Annotated in this window: 11 protein-coding genes, 3 tRNA genes and 1 CRISPR repeat array; of the genes, 10 read left to right on the top strand and 4 right to left on the bottom strand. The window is 64.9% G+C overall.

What is annotated here, in order from left to right:
* Positions 1–92: 92 nt before the first annotated feature.
* A complete protein-coding gene (locus HMPREF1138_RS03550; protein ID WP_009056653.1) occupies positions 93–1481 on the bottom strand; it encodes a hypothetical protein in 1389 nt (462 codons plus the stop codon).
* Positions 1482–1995: 514 nt separating this feature from the next.
* Between HMPREF1138_RS03550 and cas3 the strand changes: the two genes are divergently transcribed.
* The 9 genes from cas3 (at position 1996) to HMPREF1138_RS03595 (ending at position 19508) form a co-directional block, all read left to right on the top strand.
* Positions 1996–4872, top strand: coding sequence for a CRISPR-associated helicase Cas3' (cas3, locus tag HMPREF1138_RS03555; RefSeq protein ID WP_238318598.1), 2877 nt, complete (start codon positions 1996–1998; stop codon positions 4870–4872).
* Positions 4869–6539, top strand: a complete 1671-nt coding sequence (casA, locus tag HMPREF1138_RS03560) for a type I-E CRISPR-associated protein Cse1/CasA (protein WP_009056635.1) — start codon at positions 4869–4871, stop codon at positions 6537–6539. The genes cas3 and casA overlap by 4 nt, the downstream gene beginning before the upstream one ends.
* Positions 6536–7186, top strand: a complete 651-nt coding sequence (gene casB, locus HMPREF1138_RS03565; protein ID WP_238318599.1) for a type I-E CRISPR-associated protein Cse2/CasB — start codon at positions 6536–6538, stop codon at positions 7184–7186. The genes casA and casB overlap by 4 nt, the downstream gene beginning before the upstream one ends.
* 48 nt (positions 7187–7234) lie before the next feature.
* The gene (gene cas7e / locus HMPREF1138_RS03570; RefSeq protein ID WP_009056647.1) at positions 7235–8359 is read left to right on the top strand and encodes a type I-E CRISPR-associated protein Cas7/Cse4/CasC; all 1125 of its coding nucleotides are present in this window, start codon (positions 7235–7237) and stop codon (positions 8357–8359) included.
* Positions 8356–9084, top strand: a complete 729-nt coding sequence (cas5e, locus tag HMPREF1138_RS03575; RefSeq protein ID WP_039936714.1) for a type I-E CRISPR-associated protein Cas5/CasD — start codon at positions 8356–8358, stop codon at positions 9082–9084. The genes cas7e and cas5e overlap by 4 nt, the downstream gene beginning before the upstream one ends.
* A 53-nt stretch (positions 9085–9137) precedes the next feature.
* Complete coding sequence (cas6e, locus tag HMPREF1138_RS10625) at positions 9138–9833, top strand: type I-E CRISPR-associated protein Cas6/Cse3/CasE (protein WP_238318600.1); 696 nt, start codon at positions 9138–9140, stop codon at positions 9831–9833.
* Positions 9830–10789, top strand: coding sequence for a type I-E CRISPR-associated endonuclease Cas1e (gene cas1e, locus HMPREF1138_RS03585; protein ID WP_039936717.1), 960 nt, complete (start codon positions 9830–9832; stop codon positions 10787–10789). The genes cas6e and cas1e overlap by 4 nt, the downstream gene beginning before the upstream one ends.
* Entirely contained in the window at positions 10786–11190 is a 405-nt protein-coding gene (gene cas2e / locus HMPREF1138_RS03590; RefSeq protein WP_009056652.1) for a type I-E CRISPR-associated endoribonuclease Cas2e, read from the top strand. The genes cas1e and cas2e overlap by 4 nt, the downstream gene beginning before the upstream one ends.
* Before the next feature lie 18 nt (positions 11191–11208).
* Positions 11209–18803: a CRISPR direct-repeat array (repeat unit 28 nt; unit sequence GTTTTCCCCGCCTACGCGGGGATGAGCC).
* Positions 18804–18977: 174 nt separating this feature from the next.
* Positions 18978–19508, top strand: coding sequence for a hypothetical protein (locus HMPREF1138_RS03595; RefSeq protein ID WP_009056638.1), 531 nt, complete (start codon positions 18978–18980; stop codon positions 19506–19508).
* Positions 19509–20464: 956 nt separating this feature from the next.
* Here the strand turns inward: HMPREF1138_RS03595 and HMPREF1138_RS03600 are convergent.
* The 3 genes from HMPREF1138_RS03600 to HMPREF1138_RS03610 all read right to left on the bottom strand — a co-directional run bounded on the left by HMPREF1138_RS03600 (position 20465) and on the right by HMPREF1138_RS03610 (position 20767).
* A tRNA-Phe gene (locus HMPREF1138_RS03600) sits at positions 20465–20540 on the bottom strand.
* A gap of 28 nt (positions 20541–20568) precedes the next feature.
* Positions 20569–20642, bottom strand: a tRNA-Asp gene (locus HMPREF1138_RS03605).
* 49 nt (positions 20643–20691) lie between these two features.
* Positions 20692–20767 (bottom strand) — tRNA-Glu (locus HMPREF1138_RS03610).
* Positions 20768–20930: 163 nt separating this feature from the next.
* Here HMPREF1138_RS03610 and HMPREF1138_RS03615 point away from each other — a divergent pair.
* Positions 20931–22217: mechanosensitive ion channel family protein (locus HMPREF1138_RS03615; protein ID WP_009056642.1), on the top strand; the 1287-nt coding region annotated here is incomplete at its 3' end.

The raw sequence follows: 22217 nt of genomic DNA on the forward strand, positions 1-22217 counted from the left end.
CGTGCGGGGGTAACGAGGCGTCGCCTCGCCTGATAAACCTAGTCTCTCACGAAGAAAGGCGGCTCGCAGTGACCCGTGCGCTACTCGTCGCGTTACTCCTTGGGGGCGATCGAGCCGGGCAGATCGGAGAGGATCTTGCGGGCACGAACGACCAGGTCGGAGACCTCCGGCTCGGCGAGCGCCGGGTCGTCGGCGTCGACCGTGGGGATGTCGCGCGCGGCGGCGTCGGCGCGGTCCTGGTCCGAGGCCTGGGCTGTGTCCGTGGAGATCGGCGCCATCAGGGCGGTCTCGTCCGCCGCGGGGTCACCGAAGGCCGGGACCGGGGTGGGGGCGGGCGCGGAGGAGCCGGCCACGACCTCGTCGAAGGGGGAGGGGGTGGCAGCGGGGATCGGGCCGAGGAGGGCCTTGGGGTCCTCGGGGTTGGCCTCCAGGGAGGCGGCGATGATCGCCTGCGAGGGGCCGGGCGCGTCGAGGGCGACGCGGCCGTTCGTGAGGAGAATCGCACGGTCCGTGGAGGCGGCGAGCTCGACGGAGGGGGTCGAGACGACGACCGCGCAGCCCGCGTTGGCCAGGGAGCGCAGGAGGGGTTCGAGCTCGGCGCGTGCGTCGGCGGGCAGCGAGATGGGGTCTTCGATGAGGAAGACGTCGGCGCCGGAGACGATGGAGCGGGCGATGAGGGCCTTGAAGCGTTCCCATTCCGTCAGTTCACTGGGGTGCAGGTCCACGCGCTGGGCGAGGCCCGTCACCTGGAGGGCGCCCACGAGGTTGTCCCAGTCGGCGACGGAGCCCGTGGCCGACAGGGGAGCGAGGATGTTCTGGCGGATCGTCAGCGTGTTGTCGAGCGGCGAATCCGTGCGGATCAGGGCGACCGAGCCGATGCGGCCCGCCAGGCGCGCCGCCCACGAGCGCGAGGGTGCGGCGACGATGCGGCCGGCGTGAGGCTCCTCGAGGCCCGCGAGGATGAGAAAGAGGGCGCGGGCGCGGCGGCCCGTCGCATCCAGGATCGCGCTGAGCGTGCGCGCACGGAAGCCCATGTCGACGTCTGCCAGGAGGACCGCGCCCGTGACACTGTCCGTGTAGGTCAGGCCCAGGCCGGCGACCAGGACCTTGCCGCCGTGGCCCTTCGCGGCGAAGGAGCGGCGCGACCGGTACCAGGGGCGGGGCTCGGTGGTGGGCAGGTGCGCGGGCAGCGGCGCGATGACGACCTCGCCCTGCGTGGGCTGCGGCGCCTGCTGTTGCGGTTGCTGTTGCTGCGGTTGCTGCGCCGGGGTGTCGTTCGTTGACGAGGCCGTGGCCCCCTCGACGGCAGCGTCGACCGCGGCGGCGGCCGGTTCCGAGATGGTCTGCCCGGTGGTGGCCGGCTCCTTGACGGTCTGCCCGGTGGTGGCCGGCTCCGGGGTGGTCTGCCCAGCGGCGGCCGTCAGGTCGGCCACGTCCTGGCCATCCGTACCCTGCAGGTTTTCACGCGACTCGTTCGACATACCCCCATTCTTTCAGGATCATGCCGATTGTGCCGTCAAGGCGCGCGGGGGTTGGGTGGGTGATACGTTTGTGAGGTCCTGCGAGTGTGTGTGGTGGCTGTGGCTGCCGTGTTCCCTGTATAGGGATGAACCTATGCGATGCATCAGGAGGACGTCTTCCCCGCGAAAGCGGGGATTTTTCTATGTTTGGGCTCTTTCCTTCGCGCAGCGGAGACATTATGCTGAACATGCGTTGCATAAGACAAATTTTAATGTTATCGTGTACCTATCAACCCCTCGGGGTGATGGCTGCCCCGTCGGGGCTGCTGGGCTCAACAATTTCAGAGTAACCAGACTCACTCATCGTAGCGTGTTTTGGTTGCGTAGGAAGCGAAATCGACTCGAGGTAGAGATGATGGCCCGAAAGAAACAAGGGAGCGAGGCGACCGCCCCTCGCTCTGTTGTGGCGCCGCCTGTTTTTCCTGCCGCGCAGCCTGCCCTCACGGCTTCGGATCTGTCCGACCTTGCCCGTTGCTTGTGGGCCAAGACAGGGAGCGGCGCGTCCGCCTGGTTGTCCGTCGCCCAGCACCTCATGGACGCCGCGGACGTCGCGGGGTACCTCTTCGATGAGTATGTGAGCGAGCATCACCGCAGACTCATGGCCTCCGTGTGGGAAGGGGACCAGGCGAAGGCGCGGGCGACCTTCGTGTTCCTGGCGGGGATCCATGACGTCGGTAAGGTGAGCCCCCAATTTGCGTGTCAGTCAGCGGAGCTCGCACCTTTCATTCGCGCCCAGGGGCTCGGCATTATGCGAAAGGCAGATTATCCGGAACGCAAATTTTTGCCCCACGGCCTCGTCAGTCAGTTCGCGTTTCAGGAGGCAATTGTACGCGGCGGAGGCGACGCTGCGCGCGCCGTTCATTGGGCGGTCCTCGTAGGAATTCACCACGGGCGTTACCCGGATGCGGGTGCGGTCAACGTCGCGCGCCAGCAATACAGGACACAAGAGGGGTCGGAGCAGGACGACCCTCGATGGGGGCAGGCTCGCGCGGAGATTCTTCGGTGGATGGCGAGGCGCAGCGGCTTTCCGCTCGAGGCGCCAGGAACTGCGCTGCCCGAGCTCCCCATTGCTGTCGCCTCCGCCTATGCCTCGGCACTCGTCATCGCGGACTGGCTCGCCTCAAATGAGGACTACTTTCCGCTGCGCCCCCGCCCCGACAAGGGAGATGAGGAATGCGCGATTCGGTTCTACCCGGAGCTGGATGCCGGGCAACAGCGCAAACGGGCAGCGCGCGGATGGAAGCGAGCAGCGTTTCCTGCCCCGATGCGTCTACCCGCCACTCTCGAGGAGCCAATCGCAGACTTCTACCGTCACCGCTTTGGGTGGCCGGCCTCGTACCGGCCGACCTGCGCCCAGCGCGAGGCCGTGGAGATCGCCTCTACTGAGGACCCGGATCTCATGATCGTCGAGGCACCGCCAGGGTCCGGGAAGACCGAGCTGGCCTTTGCCGCCGCAGAGGTGCTGATGCGCGCCCGGGGATTGCAAGGCGTGTTCGTCGCTCTGCCCACTCAGGCCACGACGAACGCGATGTTTGAACGCGTCACTGCGTGGCTGACGAGCATCCTGGGCGATGAGCCGCAGCGGCTGGGCATCCAGCTGGCGCATGGGAAGAACAGCCTCAACGAGAGCTTTATGAAGCTTCTCGAAAGTGGTCAGAGCCCCCTCGAAGTGCATGACGACGAGGAGGACCTGGGCCTGCACGCGAGCCGGTGGATGGGCCAACGCTGGCGCTCGACGCTGTCGCCCGTCGTGGTCGGCACGATCGATCAGGTGTTGCTCGCAGCCCTCAAGTCGCGCCACGTGCTGGTGCGCCATCTCGGACTCATGGGCAAGGTGGTCGTCATCGATGAGGTGCACGCCGCCGACGAGTACATGGAGACCTACCTGGAAGCCGCCCTCACGTGGCTCGGCATGTACGAGATCCCCGTCGTCCTGCTGTCCGCGACCCTGCCGCCCGCGCGTCGCCGTGCGCTTCTAGACGCCTATCGACGAGGCCGTGGCTCATCGGGCGAAGGCGCTCAGTTGGTCGAGGGCATGATCGGATATCCGGTCATCTCGACGGTGTCAGCTACGGGCGTGCACGTCCACGAGATTGACGGCGAGGCAGAGGTAGCCAAGCGGATCATCCCGACATCGGTGGGATCCCCCCAGGAGATCGCGGAACTGCTGGACTGCGAGCTAGCTGATGGCGGATGCGCTGTCGTTATTCGCAATACCGTCCGCGAGGCGCAGGAGACCTATGACGCGGTGAAGGTCGTGTTTGGGCGCGAGCAGACGACCCTGCTGCACTCGCGCTTCCTGGCAGCTGAGCGTGCGGCGCGTGACCGCCGGATGCTCGAACTCTTTGGCAAGGGGGCCACACAGCGTCCCCAGCGTCACGTCGTCGTCGCAACGCAGGTGATTGAGCAGAGCCTCGACGTCGATTTCGACCTCATGCTCACGGACCCCGCGCCAATGGACCTGATCCTGCAACGCATCGGGCGACTGCATCGACATGAGCGAGCGGATCGTCCTGTGGGGCTGCGCGAGGCCCGATGCCTGGTGCTGGTGGAGGACCTCTTTGCTGTGCCGTGGGCCTACTCGACAGGGACAGACCACGTCTACCCGCGACACGCGGTTCTGCGCACCCTCGGAATCCTCTCGGATCGCGGCGAGATTACGGTCCGTGAACCCGTCGACTACGCGCAGCTCACCGAGCTGGCTTACTCCAACGTAGAAGCCGTCGGACCTGCTCAATGGGCCGATGCTTTCGACACCGCGCTCGACGAACGAGAACGAAGTACCGCGCAATCACGGATGCGGGCCAGCACGTGGTGCCTCGACGGCGCGAATCTTCCACGATGGCAGGCACCCGAGCTCGAAGAGAAGCTCCAAGGAAACGCCGCCACGGGGGAGGAGACCAAGGGACCGGGAGTTGTCGCAGCTCGCGCCGCGGTGCGAGACGGCGAAGACCAGATACCCGTCCTCGTCGTCGCGATTGATCCCGAGCTGGGCAATACCCCGGTGCCGCCACCCCTCACCGGAGAGGCCACCGACGATGAAGAACTCGAGGTCAGTGAATACAACGCTCGAGGGCGCGTCGCCGACATCTGCTCGTGGAGCGTGTCCTTGCCACCGTGGGCGTTGCGCGCTCGCGGGCAGAGCGTCGACCAGGCGGTGGACGCAGTTGCAGGTGCCATCTGGGATGATCCCATTACGGCGGAATGGGCGTGTCGCGAGCACCCGTTTCTGGCGGGAGAACTGATCCTCGCGATGTACAAAACCCCCGGCGGGGAGCGCCTCACGCGCGACCTGTGCGGACACACATTCACATACTCCACAGAAAAAGGAATGGAGGTGCAGGGTCAATGAAGAACCCTGAGTACAACCTGCTCGACGAGCCGTGGATACCCGTCCGGCTCCTCGACGGGACCATCGCCGACGTCGGGCTGCTGGAGCTTCTTCGGCGCACGACAGAGATTGCCGATCTCGCGTGTGAGCTACCGACGCAGAGCATCGCGATCCAGCGACTCGTTTTGGCCATCGCGTATCGTGTGGCGCCACCGCGCGATGCACGCGACTGGGTCAGGCAGTGGGACGAAGGCGCTCCGACGGAACAGATGATCGAGTATCTCGAACGGTGGAGAGACCGCTTCTTCCTGTTCGGCGGTCGTTTTCCTTTCATGCAGGTTGCGGATTTGCGGACCGCGAAGGACGCGGTGTCCGGGCTTGAAAAACTGATTGCGGACGTTCCCAACGGCGAGCAGTTTTTCACCACGCGACATGGGCGTGCTCTCGCGTGTATTCCCCCGTCGGAAGCTGCTCGGTGGCTGGTTCACGCGCAGGCGTATGATCCGTCGGGCATCCGTTCAGGTGCAGTCGGTGATTCTCAAGTCAAGGGAGGGAAAGGATATCCGATCGGCCCATCGTGGTGCGGTCACCTTGGACTCGTGTGGCTCAAGGGCAAGGATCTGGACGAGACGCTGGTCCTGAATTTGGTCCCCACCGATGCCGCACAATTGCGTGGCGTCGAAAGCTCAACCGAGTGGGGAGCATGCAGCTGGGAGGTCTCCGAAGCGGAGAGCGCGGTGCGCGGAGACTACTCGCTGCTCGATCCGTCAGGCACCCCCCGAGACATCAGCATTCCGCGCCTGCTCACGTGGCATTCGCGCCGCGTCAGGCTCGTGGGGAACCGCGAAGGTGTCACGGGAGTCGTCCTTGCTCAGGGAGACAAACTAGCGCCGCAGCAGATGTATCGTTATGAGCCGCAGAGTTTGTGGCGTTACTCGACACCGCAGTCCAAGAAGTTCAAGCAGGACGTCTACATGCCTCGTAAATACGAGGCGGGCCGCGCGCTCTGGCGCAATCTGCCCGGAACCCTTCCCACCGTGACGACCGTGCAGGGCGTGGACAAGCAGCCGAAACAGGAGTTCCTCCCCTCGGCGACGCTTTCCTTCCACTACCAGCTCGACAACGCCTCGATCGAGACCACCTATCCCAAGGTGATGCGGATTCAGGCTGTTGGCGTCACCTACGGGCCGCAGGAAGCGACGTTTGAAGATATCTACTCGGATGAGCTGACGCTGTCGGTCGCTGTCATGCGAGTTGAACACGAGGATCTGTCAGCCGAAATCGACCGACAGGTGCGCCTGACCGAAGAGATTGCCAGAGACGTGGGGAATCTTGCGGCGAATCTCGCGCGTGCGGCGGGCGAGAGCGGAGAGGGTGCCGGTGACGGGGCCCGAGACCGCGCCAAGGAACTCTTCTTCAGCGCAGTCGACACCGATTTCAGGACCTGGCTGACCCAGGTTGATGGCCGCGAAGGTGCGCGGGACGCTGGACGTCGGTGGGAATGTTCCCTGCGTCAGCACGCCGTTGGCATCCAGGGGGCGCTTGTGAGGGGCGCGTCGTCGTCGGCAATCATCGGCCGGGATACCGGCAGGGGGTACATGAACGTCGGTATCGCTGAAAACTACTTTCGGGCGGCGCTCAACAAGCATCTCCCGTTACAGAAAACCAATCAGGAAGGAACGAAATGACCAGCAATGATGCTGCTCCGGAGACCCCTCCGGATGGCGGTGTGAAAGGTCTGTCGACGCGCGGCGCGGTGTATGGCCGCGTCGGTGGGTTGATCGTGAATCGACTCTGGAAGGAGACTCCGTCGGCACGCGCTCTTCGCGCGCAGCTGAGGGGAGCGCTTTCACGAGAAGCTGGAACGGTGCCCGAGCTGTGGGACCTCACGCTCGATGGCCGCCCCGGCTATCTGGGCGACGAGCCGACCAGAGGCGAGAAGGCTGTCCATGGTGCTCTTACTCTCTGGGCGCTTCACCAGGGATCGAATACGAGGCCGATGCACGACACGTCGGATCGTCCGCGCAGCTTCGCTTCCGCGATCCGAGTCGTAGCCGAGGGACAAAGCGGCGACAAGCGGGCCGAGGAGACCCCAATCTATCGGCGTTTTTCCGCGGCTGTTCAGGCCCCTACCTTCGAGGGGCTTCTCGTGCATCTGCGTTCGCTCGTCTCTCAGCTCGAGGCTGCCGAGATCCCCTGTGATTACGCGCAGCTGGCAGCCGATCTTTACACGTGGCAGGACCCGCGTCATCGCACGTCCGTCATGCGCAACTGGGGGCGTCAGTTTGCTCGTCCCGCTGAAACTATCCAGACCGACTCTGCCTCTGACGAGTGACGTCGAGGCGCCGCAATCAAACAAGCTTCATTTGTGAAAGGAAAGACAATGTCCGTCTTCGTTGATATCCACGTTCTGCAGACCCTCCCTCCCTCGAACCCGAACCGTGATGATACGGGTGCTCCGAAGACCGCCACCTTCGGCGGAGTCCAGCGTATGCGCATGTCGTCGCAGGCCATCAAGCGTGCGACGCGTGAGGACTTCGAGGGAAAGATTGCCGATGGAAATTACGGTGTGCGCACGAAGAAGATTGTCGAGCTAGTTGCGCGTTCAATCGTCGATAAGCGTCCGGACCTCGACTCGCAGTCTGTCGACCTCGCCGAGATGGGGCTGAAGGCCATCGGTTTCAAGCTTGCTAAGCCGAACAAGAATAAGAGCGACAAGGAGCTGGAGGAAGCCGGATTCCTCGTGTTCCTGTCGGCCAAGCAGATCGAGCACGTCGCAGATGCGTTGATTTCGGTTGCTCACGAGGATGATCCTGCGGCAGCGTTCAAGGAGCTGAAGCCGCGTAGCCTCGTGAATACGGATCACTCTATCGATATTGCTCTGTTCGGCCGTATGGTCGCCGAACCGAATGCTCTGAACGTGGATGCTGCCTGCCAGGTTTCCCACGCGATCGGTGTCGGAGCGGTTGAGCGCGAGTACGACTACTACACGGCCGTCGACGACGAGAAGAAGCGCAACGACGAGGCCGACGAGGGTGCGGGCATGATCGGTACCATCGAGTTCGCATCCGCGACGGTGTACCGTTACGCGACGATCAACGTCGACATGCTCCGCGAAAACCTGGGAGACGATGCGGTTGTGGATCGTGCCATTGAGCTCTTCGTGGATAGTTTTGTTCGGTCGATGCCGACCGGTAAGATCACGACGTTCGCGAACCGTACCCTGCCCGACGCTGTCCTGGTTCAGGTGCGCAACGATCAGCCGATCAACATGGCGGGCGCCTTCGAAGACCCGATCGTCGCGGGGCAGCGCGGTTTCGCCGAGCCTGCCGTCAAGCGTTTCGTCGAGTTTGAGTCCAAGCTGCGCGACCTCACCGGTCTTGAGCCCGTCGCCTCTCTCGCCACGTGGACCACGCCTCGGGGCGAGGGTTTCTCCGCACTGGGTGCCCAGGTTCGCCTGGTCGATCTGGGCAGCGCGACGGTGGACGCTGTGCGAGGCGAGCGATGAGTTCGGTACTCGTCTTGCGACTGGCTGGCCCCATGCAGTCGTGGGGCTCATCCAGTCGATTCACGCGCAGGTCGACGGAGGCTTTTCCCACGAAAAGCGCGCTGGTCGGTCTGCTCGCGGCGGCGCAGGGACGTAGGCGCAGCGATCCGATCGAGGACCTGGCCGAGCTTCGTTTCGCCGTGCGGGTCGACCAGCCGGGGCAGTTGCTCCGCGACTTTCATACGGCGCATCGGGGTGATACATCCATGCCTCTTTCCGACCGCTTCTATTGGGCGGATGCGACGTTCGGCGCCTTCGTTGAGGGACCGGATGACGTGATCGAGGGGTTGTCGCAGGCGATCCTCCGACCGGTGTTCCCTCTGTACCTCGGTCGTCGCTCGTGTCCGCCAACAATGCCCTTGCGCCTCGCCGTGCGTCGAGGGGAGGCATGGGAGGCCGTGCGGGAAACACCGTGGATGGCCTCGGCGTACTACCAAAAGAAGCAGTGCTACGAGCAGTACGTGTCCGTCCGCGTCGTTGCCGATCAGGGGATTATCCCTTCCGACGTGGGTGTCTCGTTCGAGCACACCATCCAGGACGTGCCGATCAGCTTTGACTCCGAACGCCGTACCTACACTCTGCGAACTGTCGAGGAGGCGCGCGTCGATCTGGAGAATCCGCAGTATGTGGAGGCGCGGCCGAATGCCGGCCCGGGCCTCGTCCATGACCCGATGGAGGTGCTCTGATGTTTCTGACACGCATCTACCTCAACCCGCACCGCAGGGGTGCGCGGCAGCTCATGCGGAGCCGTCAGGTTCTGCATGCGGCCATCATGAATTGTTTCCCGCCGGGCGCCTTGGAGGGTGCTGGGATGCCTCGCGTGCTGTGGCGCCTGGATCGTCCGTCACCCCCGAGAAGTGGGCTTTCTCGGCAGGGGAGCCCCTCGTGTGCACTCTTCATCTCGAGCCCGGTTCCCCCGGATCCCTCGCACATCGTCGAGGAAGCCGGATACTCAACCGATGGTGGAGTGCTCGTCCGCGACATGGGTGATTTCCTCGATCGGCTTGAGGCCGGCCAGAGGTGGGGGTTCCGTCTCTGTGTGAATCCGACGTTCCGTGAGGCGAGTCAGGTCAATGCGCGGGGACGCAAGAGGGTTCTCGCTCACGTGACCCAGGATCAGCAGACGCAGTGGGTGCTGGATCGCTCTGAGCGGCTCGGATTCCGTGTGTTGACTTCTGCCGAGTACGGTGGTGATTTGCCAGTCCTGGAGGATCGGGATGGTCGCCGCGTCGACGGGGCGAACCTCTTGATTAATGGGGTTGAACGTAGCATTGCCGAGTTCAAGCGGCAGGGCGCGCGAGTGACGCTCGCTGTCGCGACTTTCGAGGGAGTGCTCGAGGTGACGGATCCGGATGCACTGCGCCACGGCCTCGTCCATGGGGTAGGCCGAGGTAAAGCATACGGCTGTGGACTGCTGACCCTCGCCCGATCATGAGACCGATCCCCGGGGCGAGGCCTCCTGAGCCGAAGGACTTGGTGCGCGTTCGGGACCGGTTGACGTTCTTGTACGTTGAGCGGTGCACGATTAACCGGGACTCGAACGCGATTACTGTAGCCGACGGACACGGAATCGCCCACGTCCCAGCAGCAGCGCTGTCGGTGCTGCTGCTGGGACCCGGGGTTCGGATCACGCACTCGGCGGTATCGGTGCTGTCAGAGAGTGGTTCGACCATCGTGTGGGTGGGCGAGAACGGGGTGCGATACTACGCGCACGGCACCCCGCCCTCGCGCTCCTCACGGTTGCTCGAGGCACAGGCGCGGGCGGTCAGCGATCCGTCGATGCGGCTGACCGTTGCTCGCAACATGTACTTGATGCGTTTTGCGGGCGAGGACGTGTCGAAGCTGAGTCTCCAGCAGTTGCGCGGACGCGAGGGTGCCCGCGTGCGTCGCTTGTATCGTGAGCACTCGCAGCGCACGGGCGTGCCCTGGGATAGACGCGAGTACGACCCGGACAACTTCGACGACGGGTCGGTCGTGAACCAGGCGTTGTCTGCGGCAAACTCTGCGATATACGGGGTTGTTCATGCTGTGATTGTCGCGCTTGGCTGTAGCCCGGGGCTGGGGTTCATACACAACGGGACCTACCGTTCGTTCGTGTACGACATTGCTGACCTGTACAAGGCTGACCTCACTATTCCCATCGCCTTCGATGTGGCAGCATCACCCACAGACGAGGCTGTGGGTAGTGCCGCGCGAAAGGCTGTCCGCGATGCAGCGCGGGAGTTTCATCTGCTTGAGCGGTGTGTTGCGGACATCAAGGGGCTGCTGTCGGTCTCGGGTGCCTTGGATGTGGAGGATGATGATCTGGTCGTTGACGATTTGCGTCTATGGGACGACCGAAAGGGCACGGTTGCTGCGGGTGTGGCGTATGAGGAGAGTGACTCCTGGTGATCGTCCTCGTGCTGTCTGCCGTGCCTGAAGGTTTGCGAGGGCACGTGACTCGCTGGTTGATGGAAATCTCGCCGGGAGTATTCGTGGGGACGTTGTCCGCACGTGTCCGTGAGCGCCTGTGGGATATCGTCACGGAGAACATGAAGACGGGGCGTGCCGTCATGGTCTATCGGGCGCGCAACGAGCAGGGCCTGGCCTTCCTGACCTGGGGTGATCCGTGGAAGCCTGTCGACTTCGATGGCCTGACCCTGATGATGCGCCCCTACTACTCGGAGGGGCGAGGGCAGTATTCCGAGCCTGATCCTGCGGCGCATCAGTTGCGTAAGCGGCGCTCAATGAGTAGCTTTCAGAGGAGACGGCAAGCTCAAGGGTTTCCAAGATCTGACCGATCCGCTCGATAAAAGCGCAGGTCAGAAAGTGTTTTCCCCGCCTACGCGGGGATGAGCCGCGGCGCGACCTGCGCCTCGATTCGCCCATATGGTTTTCCCCGCCTACGCGGGGATGAGCCCCGTGGCCGTAGGTGGACACGCCACCCGTATCCGTTTTCCCCGCCTACGCGGGGATGAGCCCGAAGTGGAGGCTGCATGGCGCAACATCATCGTGTTTTCCCCGCCTACGCGGGGATGAGCCCGTCGCCCGGCGCGAGATCGGAGACGCATCCGCGTTTTCCCCGCCTACGCGGGGATGAGCCGCACTTCCTGAAGCGCCGACGTCGTGCGGGGACGTTTTCCCCGCCTACGCGGGGATGAGCCCAGAAGCAGCTAAGCGCCCTAGCAAGGGTGGCGGTTTTCCCCGCCTACGCGGGGATGAGCCCCGTGACAGTCTGTCCACCATCCGAAGAAACCCGTTTTCCCCGCCTACGCGGGGATGAGCCCCGCGACAGCCTGCCCGGCTGCACGACCGGCTGGTTTTCCCCGCCTACGCGGGGATGAGCCGGCGTTTGAGAACACGCCCGCCAGCCAGCCCATGTTTTCCCCGCCTACGCGGGGATGAGCCCAGCATGGGCGGCGCTCAACGCGACGATGGCCGGTTTTCCCCGCCTACGCGGGGATGAGCCGGACATGCAACATGAATGACCTCCAGACCCGCGGTTTTCCCCGCCTACGCGGGGATGAGCCAGCGCGATCTCAACCGTGCTCGGCCCGGTCTTCGTTTTCCCCGCCTACGCGGGGATGAGCCCCTGGCCGCCGACAAGGCCGAAGCCCGGGAGATGTTTTCCCCGCCTACGCGGGGATGAGCCGCTGGAGGTCGAGGAGGTGGACCATGAGTAACCGTTTTCCCCGCCTACGCGGGGATGAGCCCGTAGTCGAGGACTCGGACATGTAGGTGCGGACGTTTTCCCCGCCTACGCGGGGATGAGCCCGCATGTTACGCCCCTCGCATGCCTTCGCCTCGGTTTTCCCCGCCTACGCGGGGATGAGCCCGCGCGGGCCGTCCAGACGCTCGCCCATCCAGCGTTTTCCCCGCCTACGCGGGGATGAGCCGATCAGCAGGCTAATCTTGATCTCATCCTGGTAGTTTTCCCCGCCTACGCGGGGATGAGCCGGTCTATAACCGGGTCGTCGCGCGCGGCCAGGAGTTTTCCCCGCCTACGCGGGGATGAGCCGCCGCTAATGTCGGCGATCACCCACCCGTCGGGGTTTTCCCCGCCTACGCGGGGATGAGCCGCTGTCTTTGGCCAGGTGGCGAGGATGTCCTCGGTTTTCCCCGCCTACGCGGGGATGAGCCCCCGTGACCATCGAACAGTGGAACCGTGTCCGCGTTTTCCCCGCCTACGCGGGGATGAGCCGTCCTATGGGTGGGACGGCACGGTTCTACTCGCGTTTTCCCCGCCTACGCGGGGATGAGCCGGGGCTGACGCCGCCCGCCGACGTGCAAATCAGGTTTTCCCCGCCTACGCGGGGATGAGCCGGAACCCATCATGCCCCGCACCCACGGCCTACGGTTTTCCCCGCCTACGCGGGGATGAGCCGTCATCCTCAGCGCGGGATGCGCCGCCGCCCAGGTTTTCCCCGCCTACGCGGGGATGAGCCCGCGATTCCGGGTGCCAGTGGCAAGATTCAGAAGTTTTCCCCGCCTACGCGGGGATGAGCCTCCGCGGGCTACCCTCGGATACTCCTCCTCGGAGTTTTCCCCGCCTACGCGGGGATGAGCCGTCCTCATCGAACAGGGTCGCGGACAGGCTCAGGTTTTCCCCGCCTACGCGGGGATGAGCCCGCGGCTGGACTTCTGCTGCAACGACGAATGTGGTTTTCCCCGCCTACGCGGGGATGAGCCGTGCAGTTCGCTGGTCAACGCGCGTAGCTTGTGGTTTTCCCCGCCTACGCGGGGATGAGCCCAACGAGGCGTTCAGGGCGGCGGTAGATGCCGCGTTTTCCCCGCCTACGCGGGGATGAGCCGTCAGCGTCACAGTCGTCCAGCCTCGCCTCGGGGTTTTCCCCGCCTACGCGGGGATGAGCCCTCCGCCACCTGCTCCGGCTGGTACCCGCTGTCGTTTTCCCCGCCTACGCGGGGATGAGCCCTCGGAGACCAAGCGCTACACTTAGGGGTGTGCGTTTTCCCCGCCTACGCGGGGATGAGCCGGAGGGGCGGCTGTGAACGCCTCGATCATTGCCGTTTTCCCCGCCTACGCGGGGATGAGCCGCATACGGCTGGTACCGCGCCTACGACCCCGAGGTTTTCCCCGCCTACGCGGGGATGAGCCGAGATCGCCTCACGGATAGGACCGCACATGAAGGTTTTCCCCGCCTACGCGGGGATGAGCCGTCCCTGCCGGCGCTCTGCCCGATATTGGGCAGGTTTTCCCCGCCTACGCGGGGATGAGCCCTTCGCGACGTTGCCGCCGACAGCTTCGAGGACGTTTTCCCCGCCTACGCGGGGATGAGCCCCACGCGCTCTGATAGACGAACGAAGGCCCCGAGTTTTCCCCGCCTACGCGGGGATGAGCCGGGCAAGCGCCGCCTGCCCGAGGACCACCCCGAGTTTTCCCCGCCTACGCGGGGATGAGCCCCTCAAAGAAGGAGAAAGACAATGAAGGCCGACGTTTTCCCCGCCTACGCGGGGATGAGCCGTCCCAGTCGACGATCACCGCGGCGCCGAGCATGTTTTCCCCGCCTACGCGGGGATGAGCCGCCGAGGGACAGGCCCCCCGCGCCGGTGGTGGCGTTTTCCCCGCCTACGCGGGGATGAGCCCCGTCGGTGACCTGCGTCTGCGCCGCCTCATGAGTTTTCCCCGCCTACGCGGGGATGAGCCAGCCCCCTTCTAGGCCTTGATAATGTATCCCACCGTTTTCCCCGCCTACGCGGGGATGAGCCTGGCGCGGTGAAGATGCCCCCGCCCTCATCACCGTTTTCCCCGCCTACGCGGGGATGAGCCGTCCCGGGCGGGCACGAAGCCCGCACCAGCGAGGTTTTCCCCGCCTACGCGGGGATGAGCCGGCAGCGAGCACTTGCTTTCCCAACCGAAGCTCGTTTTCCCCGCCTACGCGGGGATGAGCCCTGGGATACGATTTGGCAGGGCATCTCTACCGTGTTTTCCCCGCCTACGCGGGGATGAGCCCGAGACCAACGTTAAGCCTTACTACGATTACCCGTTTTCCCCGCCTACGCGGGGATGAGCCGCGTCGTCGCGGGTCTGGTAGCCGCCGCGTCGGGTTTTCCCCGCCTACGCGGGGATGAGCCCATCATGCTCAATCGCTACATGCCGGCAACCAAGTTTTCCCCGCCTACGCGGGGATGAGCCCGGGTGGGTTCTCATCATGACCAAGCGGCCAACGTTTTCCCCGCCTACGCGGGGATGAGCCGATAGCGACAAGGGCGGCAATTGCTGCGATGACGTTTTCCCCGCCTACGCGGGGATGAGCCTCATGACTACCGAGTACCTCGGAACGGCTACTGGTTTTCCCCGCCTACGCGGGGATGAGCCTGCGGCTCCCCCTACCCTCGTACCGTGCCTGCGGTTTTCCCCGCCTACGCGGGGATGAGCCGTCCTCGATTTCCAGCGGCGTGAGCTCGGCGGTGTTATCCCCGCCTACGCGGGGATGAGCCGCCGGATGCGACGGGGTCCAGGCAGAAGCCCGCGTTTTCCCCGCCTACGCGGGGATGAGCCCGCCAAGCTCGACGCCATCAAGGCAGCCATCGAGTTTTCCCCGCCTACGCGGGGATGAGCCCGCGTCGACGCTCGCGTTCGCTTCCTGCGTTTCGTTTTCCCCGCCTACGCGGGGATGAGCCCAGCCCCCCGGTAGTACCCACACCCACCCGAGGGTTTTCCCCGCCTACGCGGGGATGAGCCCCCGTCGTCCGCGTGAACAAGGCCTGGAAGATGGTTTTCCCCGCCTACGCGGGGATGAGCCGGGCGCGGGCTACCGCATCATCGTCAAGGACGCGTTTTCCCCGCCTACGCGGGGATGAGCCCCCGGAAACGCCCTGCGGGGGGTTCGATTCCCCGTTTTCCCCGCCTACGCGGGGATGAGCCCAGCTGGGACAAGCACCAGAAAATCAACCGCCCGTTTTCCCCGCCTACGCGGGGATGAGCCTCAGGGGCTTATCCGTCGCCTTCAGTGTGTTCCGTTTTCCCCGCCTACGCGGGGATGAGCCGTCACTAAGCCGCGCGGCAAAGCCGCCGTGAAAGTTTTCCCCGCCTACGCGGGGATGAGCCGCACGTGAGCGCGCCCACCGGCGGCGTGAACACGTTTTCCCCGCCTACGCGGGGATGAGCCTGTCATTGCAGGGGCGGCGGCTTTTTCGCTCACGTTTTCCCCGCCTACGCGGGGATGAGCCCCCCCGGGGTTGGTGGGGCCACCCGACGCGGCGGTTTTCCCCGCCTACGCGGGGATGAGCCGGAACAGCTCCGCACGTGGTGGCAAGCGCACCCGTTTTCCCCGCCTACGCGGGGATGAGCCCTCCCACCGTGCGACGGTGGGCATACGGCGTCGGTTTTCCCCGCCTACGCGGGGATGAGCCCAGACCGGCTCCTACAAGGTTCCATTCCCGCGCGTTTTCCCCGCCTACGCGGGGATGAGCCCCAGGCACACACCTACGGCCCTGGCCCCATCTAGTTTTCCCCGCCTACGCGGGGATGAGCCCCTCACGCACACCAACCCCACCGAGACCGTCACGTTTTCCCCGCCCACGCGGGGATGAGCCCGTCCTGAAAAACGTCCTTGAATCGCTCGATAGGTTTTCCCCGCCCACGCGGGGATGAGCCGGTTGTCGACTCGACGGACTCGCCGCCAGTCAGGTTTTCCCCGCCCAGGCGGGGATGAGCCCTGTCCAGAATATGGACTGTGACGCAATCCCGAGGTTTTCCCCGCCCACGCGGGGATGAGCCCCGGTCCTATCCCGTGGGACTGAAACCAGCGCTGTTTTCCCCGCCTACGCGGGGATGAGCCGAGCCAAAGCCAGGCCTGAACGCCCGCAAAACCGTTTTCCCCGCCTACGCGGGGATGAGCCCGGCGCCGGGAAGCTGGCAACGCAAGATTGGAAGTTTTCCCCGCCTACGCGGGGATGAGCCCTGTCCAGAATATGGACTGTGACGCAATCCCGAGGTTTTCCCCGCCTACGCGGGGATGAGCCCCCTCTCCGACCTGCGACGGCACCTGCGGCAGCGTTTTCCCCGCCTACGCGGGGATGAGCCCGCGGCGTATGTCTCGGTGATCGGCTCGGGAGAGTTTTCCCCGCCTACGCGGGGATGAGCCCACTGTCTCGACCGACTGGCGGAGAGACTCGAAGTTTTCCCCGCCTACGCGGGGATGAGCCTCAGTTGGCCGACGCCATCCCCGGCGCGTCCGGGTTTTCCCCGCCTACGCGGGGATGAGCCCTGTGTAAAGCCCATCCGCAGATTCTTCGCCCTGTTTTCCCCGCCTACGCGGGGATGAGCCCGGCCAGCAGCTTGCATCGCGGTAGTCCAATCTGTTTTCCCCGCCTACGCGGGGATGAGCCCGCTACGACGTCAGTTTTCAGGCTGGGCGATGGGTTTTCCCCGCCTACGCGGGGATGAGCCGTCGGTCCCGGCCACATCGCGCGTGAGTCCCTGGTTTTCCCCGCCTACGCGGGGATGAGCCCCGTGGCGTGACCTTCGGCCTGGAGAACGTTCAGTTTTCCCCGCCTACGCGGGGATGAGCCGACCGCCTTCTCCGGCCACGTCGACACGATACGGTTTTCCCCGCCTACGCGGGGATGAGCCCCACGACTTACCCAGGCCCTGCCGCCCGGTCAGGTTTTTCCCGCCTACGCGGGGATGAGCCGTCATCCAACCACGCCGCGACCTCCACCGTCCCGTTTTCCCCGCCTACGCGGGGATGAGCCGTTGATGGGCTTGGCGACCACGGACTTGACCGAGTTTTCCCCGCCTACGCGGGGATGAGCCCTGCTGGAGCGCTGGCACGGCCACGTCTCGCGCGTTTTCCCCACCTACGCGGGGATGAGCCGAAGCCCAGTATCTTCCCCGCCCACGCTCGGCCGTTTTCCCCGCCTACGCGGGGATGAGCCATCAACAGGACGGGCCAGCTAATTTGTGTATAGGTTTTCCCCGCCTACGCGGGGATGAGCCCGCGACGGCGGTAGCCACGTCGAGATCAGGGAAGTTTTCCCCGCCTACGCGGGGATGAGCCCGTTGTCGTCTGCGTGGGGACACCAGGGTCAGAGTTTTCCCCGCCTACGCGGGGATGAGCCCCGACTGGTGGGGCAACGTCGGGGTCGGCACGGGTTTTCCCCGCCTACGCGGGGATGAGCCGAAAGGCACCAAATGTTCGCCGCCGAATTGCTCGTTTTCCCCGCCTACGCGGGGATGAGCCGCGGTCAGACGGCTTGGTCGGCGTACCGAGGACGTTTTCCCCGCCTATGCGGGGATGAGCCGACGGGAGTGAAGAGCCCGTCGGAGTCAAGGGTGTTTTCCCCGCCTACGCGGGGATGAGCCGCCGCCCTGCCCGTCGGACCTGGAGTCGACGACGTTTTCCCCGCCTACGCGGGGATGAGCCGAAAACCCTGCGACAGGGGGCGGGCCCGCTCATGTTTTCCCCGCCTACGCGGGGATGAGCCCCTATGGGGCCTCGATCTCGTGTGCTGGTGCCCGTTTTCCCCGCCTACGCGGGGATGAGCCCGCGAACCATTACCGCATCAAGGCCAAAGCCGTGTTTTCTCCGCCTACGCGGGGATGAGCCCCCCGCCCTCACTACGTGGGCACTCGCACACGCGTTTTTCCCGCCCGCGCGGGGATGAGCCGTCGAGCGTGGAGAGCATCTGGAACAGTGTGAAGTTTTCCCCGCCCGCGCGGGGATGAGCCCATCGCCGGGCCCACACCCTCCGCGAGCGCCACGTTTTCCCCGCCTACGCGGGGATGAGCCGAGTGCGTCGGACAAAATCCGCTTCGCCTTCGCGTTTTCTCCGCCTACGCGGGGATGAGCCCATCACGCTGAGCAACTCCACCCGCTTGCGCGCGTTTTCCCCGCCTACGCGGGGATGAGCCGCCCGGCGCCGTCATCGACGACGCAGGCGTGGAGTTTTCCCCGCCCGCGCGGGGATGAGCCCGGAATCAAGGGCATGTTCGGGTCCGTCCAATCGTTTTCCCCGCCTACGCGGGGATGAGCCCCGACGCCCACCGTTGGGCAGGGTCTCCCACAGGTTTTCCCCGCCTACGCGGGGATGAGCCCAGGTTGTCGGTGTAGCGTTGCACGTGGGCGAGGTTTTCCCCGCCTACGCGGGGATGAGCCCATCACGCTGAGCAACTCCACCCGCTTGCGCGCGTTTTCCCCGCCTACGCGGGGATGAGCCGGTGACAGCGCAGGACGCCGTCGGGGAGGGTGTGTTTTCCCCGCCCGCGCGGGGATGAGCCCGGACACACGGCCGCAAATACCATGAGCATTACGTTTTCCCCGCCCGCGCGGGGATGAGCCGGTCAGCGTCACTGTGCAGCGCAGTTGCGCTGCGTTTTCCCCGCCCGCGCGGGGATGAGCCCGGTGGCTGGCCGGCGGTGGCCCCGCGCGTGACGTTCTCCCCGCCCGCGTGGGGATGAACCACTGGGGATCAAACATCAGTCCCTGTGGTACACGTATTCCCCGCAACCGCGGGGTTCTCCGGTGCGCCGTTGGCGCGCATACCCACCGGAATAGAAGATAACGACCCTTGCGCTCCCCCTTCCTGTCGTATTCTGCTCGGCTATCCGCAATCGGATAAAGGAGAGAATGAAATAATGGACGCGGCAACGGTGGCGCAATTGGGCTCTGGTGAGCCGACGGTGATGCACGGTGAGGCGGACACGGTACAGGCGACGAAGCAGGGAGTGGGCGAGACAGCGAAGACGCGGTTCCGCGCCCGCATCGCGCACGTGGGCAGCGAGTATCGCCGTGACGTGACCTCGGGTACCTGCGAGCTGTGCATCGCAGAGTGGACCGCCCGCATCCGCGACATCACCTTCGAATTCGCTGCCACAGACGGCAGTGCCACATGGAAGACCGTCACCCCGATCCTCCACGTCGGCCCCTGGAACGACAACTGGGAAGTCTGGGTCAACCCCTTCGCGCTCTCCACGACGCTCCCGCACGTCATCCTCACCGTCGATGCGCGGCGCCACGCCGACGCGCACGACCGCACCCGCATCGCCCTCGAAATCCTCGAGGCCGTAGAGAGGCTTGATCGTGCCTCCGCGATGGTCGACCGCCTCGATGGCGCCTACATTCACGACGACGACTGGGACGAGGAACAATTCATCCTCGTGCCCTAGCGCATCGCGGATGACTCCGACGAAGGCTAGAAGTCCTTTCGTTGCAGCTCGGGCGGACCCTAGTGGCCGCGCGAAAAGCGAAGTGAGAATACGTCGAAAAACGATCATCCGAACGTGCCCGCGATAACTCGTTGCCTGTTACGCTAGTCACTGTTTCTTCTGAGTATTGCTCTCTGTTGAAACGTTCTGTGTAAACGGACGCGCCCACGCGACCGCGCGCCGCCGGTCTCCGCCTCACTCTCCCGGCGATCACGAGCTCTGCGCGTTCGCGTTCGCGTTCCTCGAGTTGTCTGAGCGATAAAGCTCATAGGACCTGCTTTGCCCTGGGCATTGCAACGTTTTTGGGTGTGCTCAAAATAGCAGTCCGAAATGGCGTGCGACATTTGTCTGGGCTGGGCGCTGTGGTGCGTGGGTCCCACGGCCTGCGCGCAAGGATCGCTTGATGCATCGGCATTGAGGGGGTTTTGCACCACTAGACGCACCGCCACGGCGTGTCGCCGGCGTGTCGTGCCCCTAATGGTGCAATTCCCCCTGATTGATGGCAGTGACGCCGCGACTTGAGGTGGCGCGGCGCCCAAAACGCAGACCACCTTGGTGAAAAACGCTGAAAACGGACTGTTATGGGCGAAGTGGTCTGCGTTTTGGGTGTAGCGGTGTTCTGGCATGGGTTTTGTTCGCAGGTGGGCCCGCTATTGCGAGTGCTAACCCGCTATTTGGAGTGTGGGCGAGGCTGCCCAGGCTCGCATTAGCGGGTTAACGTGCGGAATGGCGGGTTAACGTGCGCAGAAGAGGGGGTGTGCACATGAGAGGGAGCTGCTCTAGATGTTGCCGTGCGCGCCGATGTTGTCCGCGCTGCCGCATTGGTTGGGCAGTTGCAACTATGCCACAGGCAGTGGAAGGCGCGCAGTAGCCGACAAGCACAACAAAATCCCCGAAGCGAATGCTTCGGGGATTGCTGGTGGCTCCGACCGGCGTCGATCCGGTGACCTTTCGATTTTCAGTCGAACGCTCTACCAACTGAGCTACAGAGCCAAGACCTGAACCGATATGGTCTGGTCGGCGACCCCGACGGGACTTGAACCCGCGACCTCCGCCGTGACAGGGCGGCGCGCTAACCAACTGCGCTACGGGGCCTTACAACAGGTAAGACCTATTGAATTATTCCAATCACAATTGCGACCGGTGGTACCCCCAACGGGATTCGAACCCGTGTCGCCGCCGTGAAAGGGCGGTGTCCTAGGCCGCTAGACGATGGGGGCCTGCTTGGCCGTCGAACTGGCGTCCGAAGACGGGAGATAGTTTAGGCAGAAGTCGCGCGCCGCGTCAAAACAAAAGAGGGTGACCCCGCACACGTTACCAGAAAATGTTGCAATTGTGCGGAATTCACAGGATTTCATCAGCAAGGCGGCCTACCCTTGATGCATGACTACGACACCCGTACTCGGCGCACTCGCCCAAGCCTCGGACGCGCTCTCGCGCGTCGCCGCCGACCCGCAATCCGGCGCCGAGGCCGCCGTGGCCACCACTATCGATTTCACCCTCCTGATCCTCGGCCCCATCATCGGCGCCTTCGTGGGTGTTGTCGTGTCGGTCGTCTTCGCCGTCCTCGCCCGCAAGGCGCTCGCGAAGTCCGCCACGGCCTCGTCGATCCTGGCCCGCGTGCGACGCCCCTTGCACTTGACCCTCGCGACGTGGGGTGCCTGGGTGGGCCTGGGCATCGCACTGGTCAACCCGAACCTGTCGGACTGGAACGGCTCGTCGGTGACGACGTTCCTCATGCACATCCTCCTCATCGCAGGTCTCGCGTGCCTGACCTGGATGGGGTACGCCGCCGCCTGGGTCTTCGAAGACGCCGCCAAGGCCCGCCAGGCCTCCGACCGGGGCCGCTCGCGCCGCTTCGAAACCCAAGCGCAGGTCCTGCGGCGCCTCACTCAAGGGATCGTCGTGGTCGTCGGCATGATCGCCATCATCGGCACCTTCGAGGCCGCACGCCAGGCCATGACCACCGTCCTAGCCTCCGCCGGTGTCCTCTCGGTCATCGGCGGCCTCGCCGCCCAGCAGACCCTCGGCAATGTCTTCGCCGGCCTGCAGCTCGCCTTCACGGACGCGATCCGCGTGGGTGACGTCGTCGTCGCCGGCGACAAGCACGAGACCGGTTCCGTCGAGGAAATCACGCTCTCCTACGTGGTCGTGCGCATCTGGGATGAGCGCCGCCTCATCATCCCCTGCCGCTACTTCACGCAGACCCCCTTCGAGAACTGGACGCGCCGCGCCGCCGCCCAGCTCGGCACCGTCGAACTCAAGCTCGACTGGTCCGCGCCCATGACGCTTATCCGCACCAAGGTCGAGCAGCTCCTGACCGCCACAGACCTGTGGGACGGGCGCACGTGGGCCGTGCAGATCACAGACTCCGACGAGTACACGGTGACCGTGCGCATTCTCGTGTCCGCGGCGAACTCCGGAAACCTCAACGATCTGCGCGCCTACCTGCGCGAACAGGTCATCTCCTGGATCGTCACCGACGAGCCGTGGGCGCGCCCCGCCCAGCGCATCGAGCCGCGCGAGACCGTGACCGTCGAAAAGGACATGAGCCGCGAACGCATCGCGCGCCTGGCCGCCGAGCTCGCCGGCATTTCCGGCACGAACGAGGCCGTGGCCGCGACGGGCAGCCCCTCTTCCCATGGGGGTGGTGCGTTGCGCGCCGCGGAG

Origin of the sequence: Actinomyces sp. ICM58 (assembly GCF_000283035.1) — a bacterium.
Lineage (GTDB): Bacteria > Actinomycetota > Actinomycetes > Actinomycetales > Actinomycetaceae > Pauljensenia.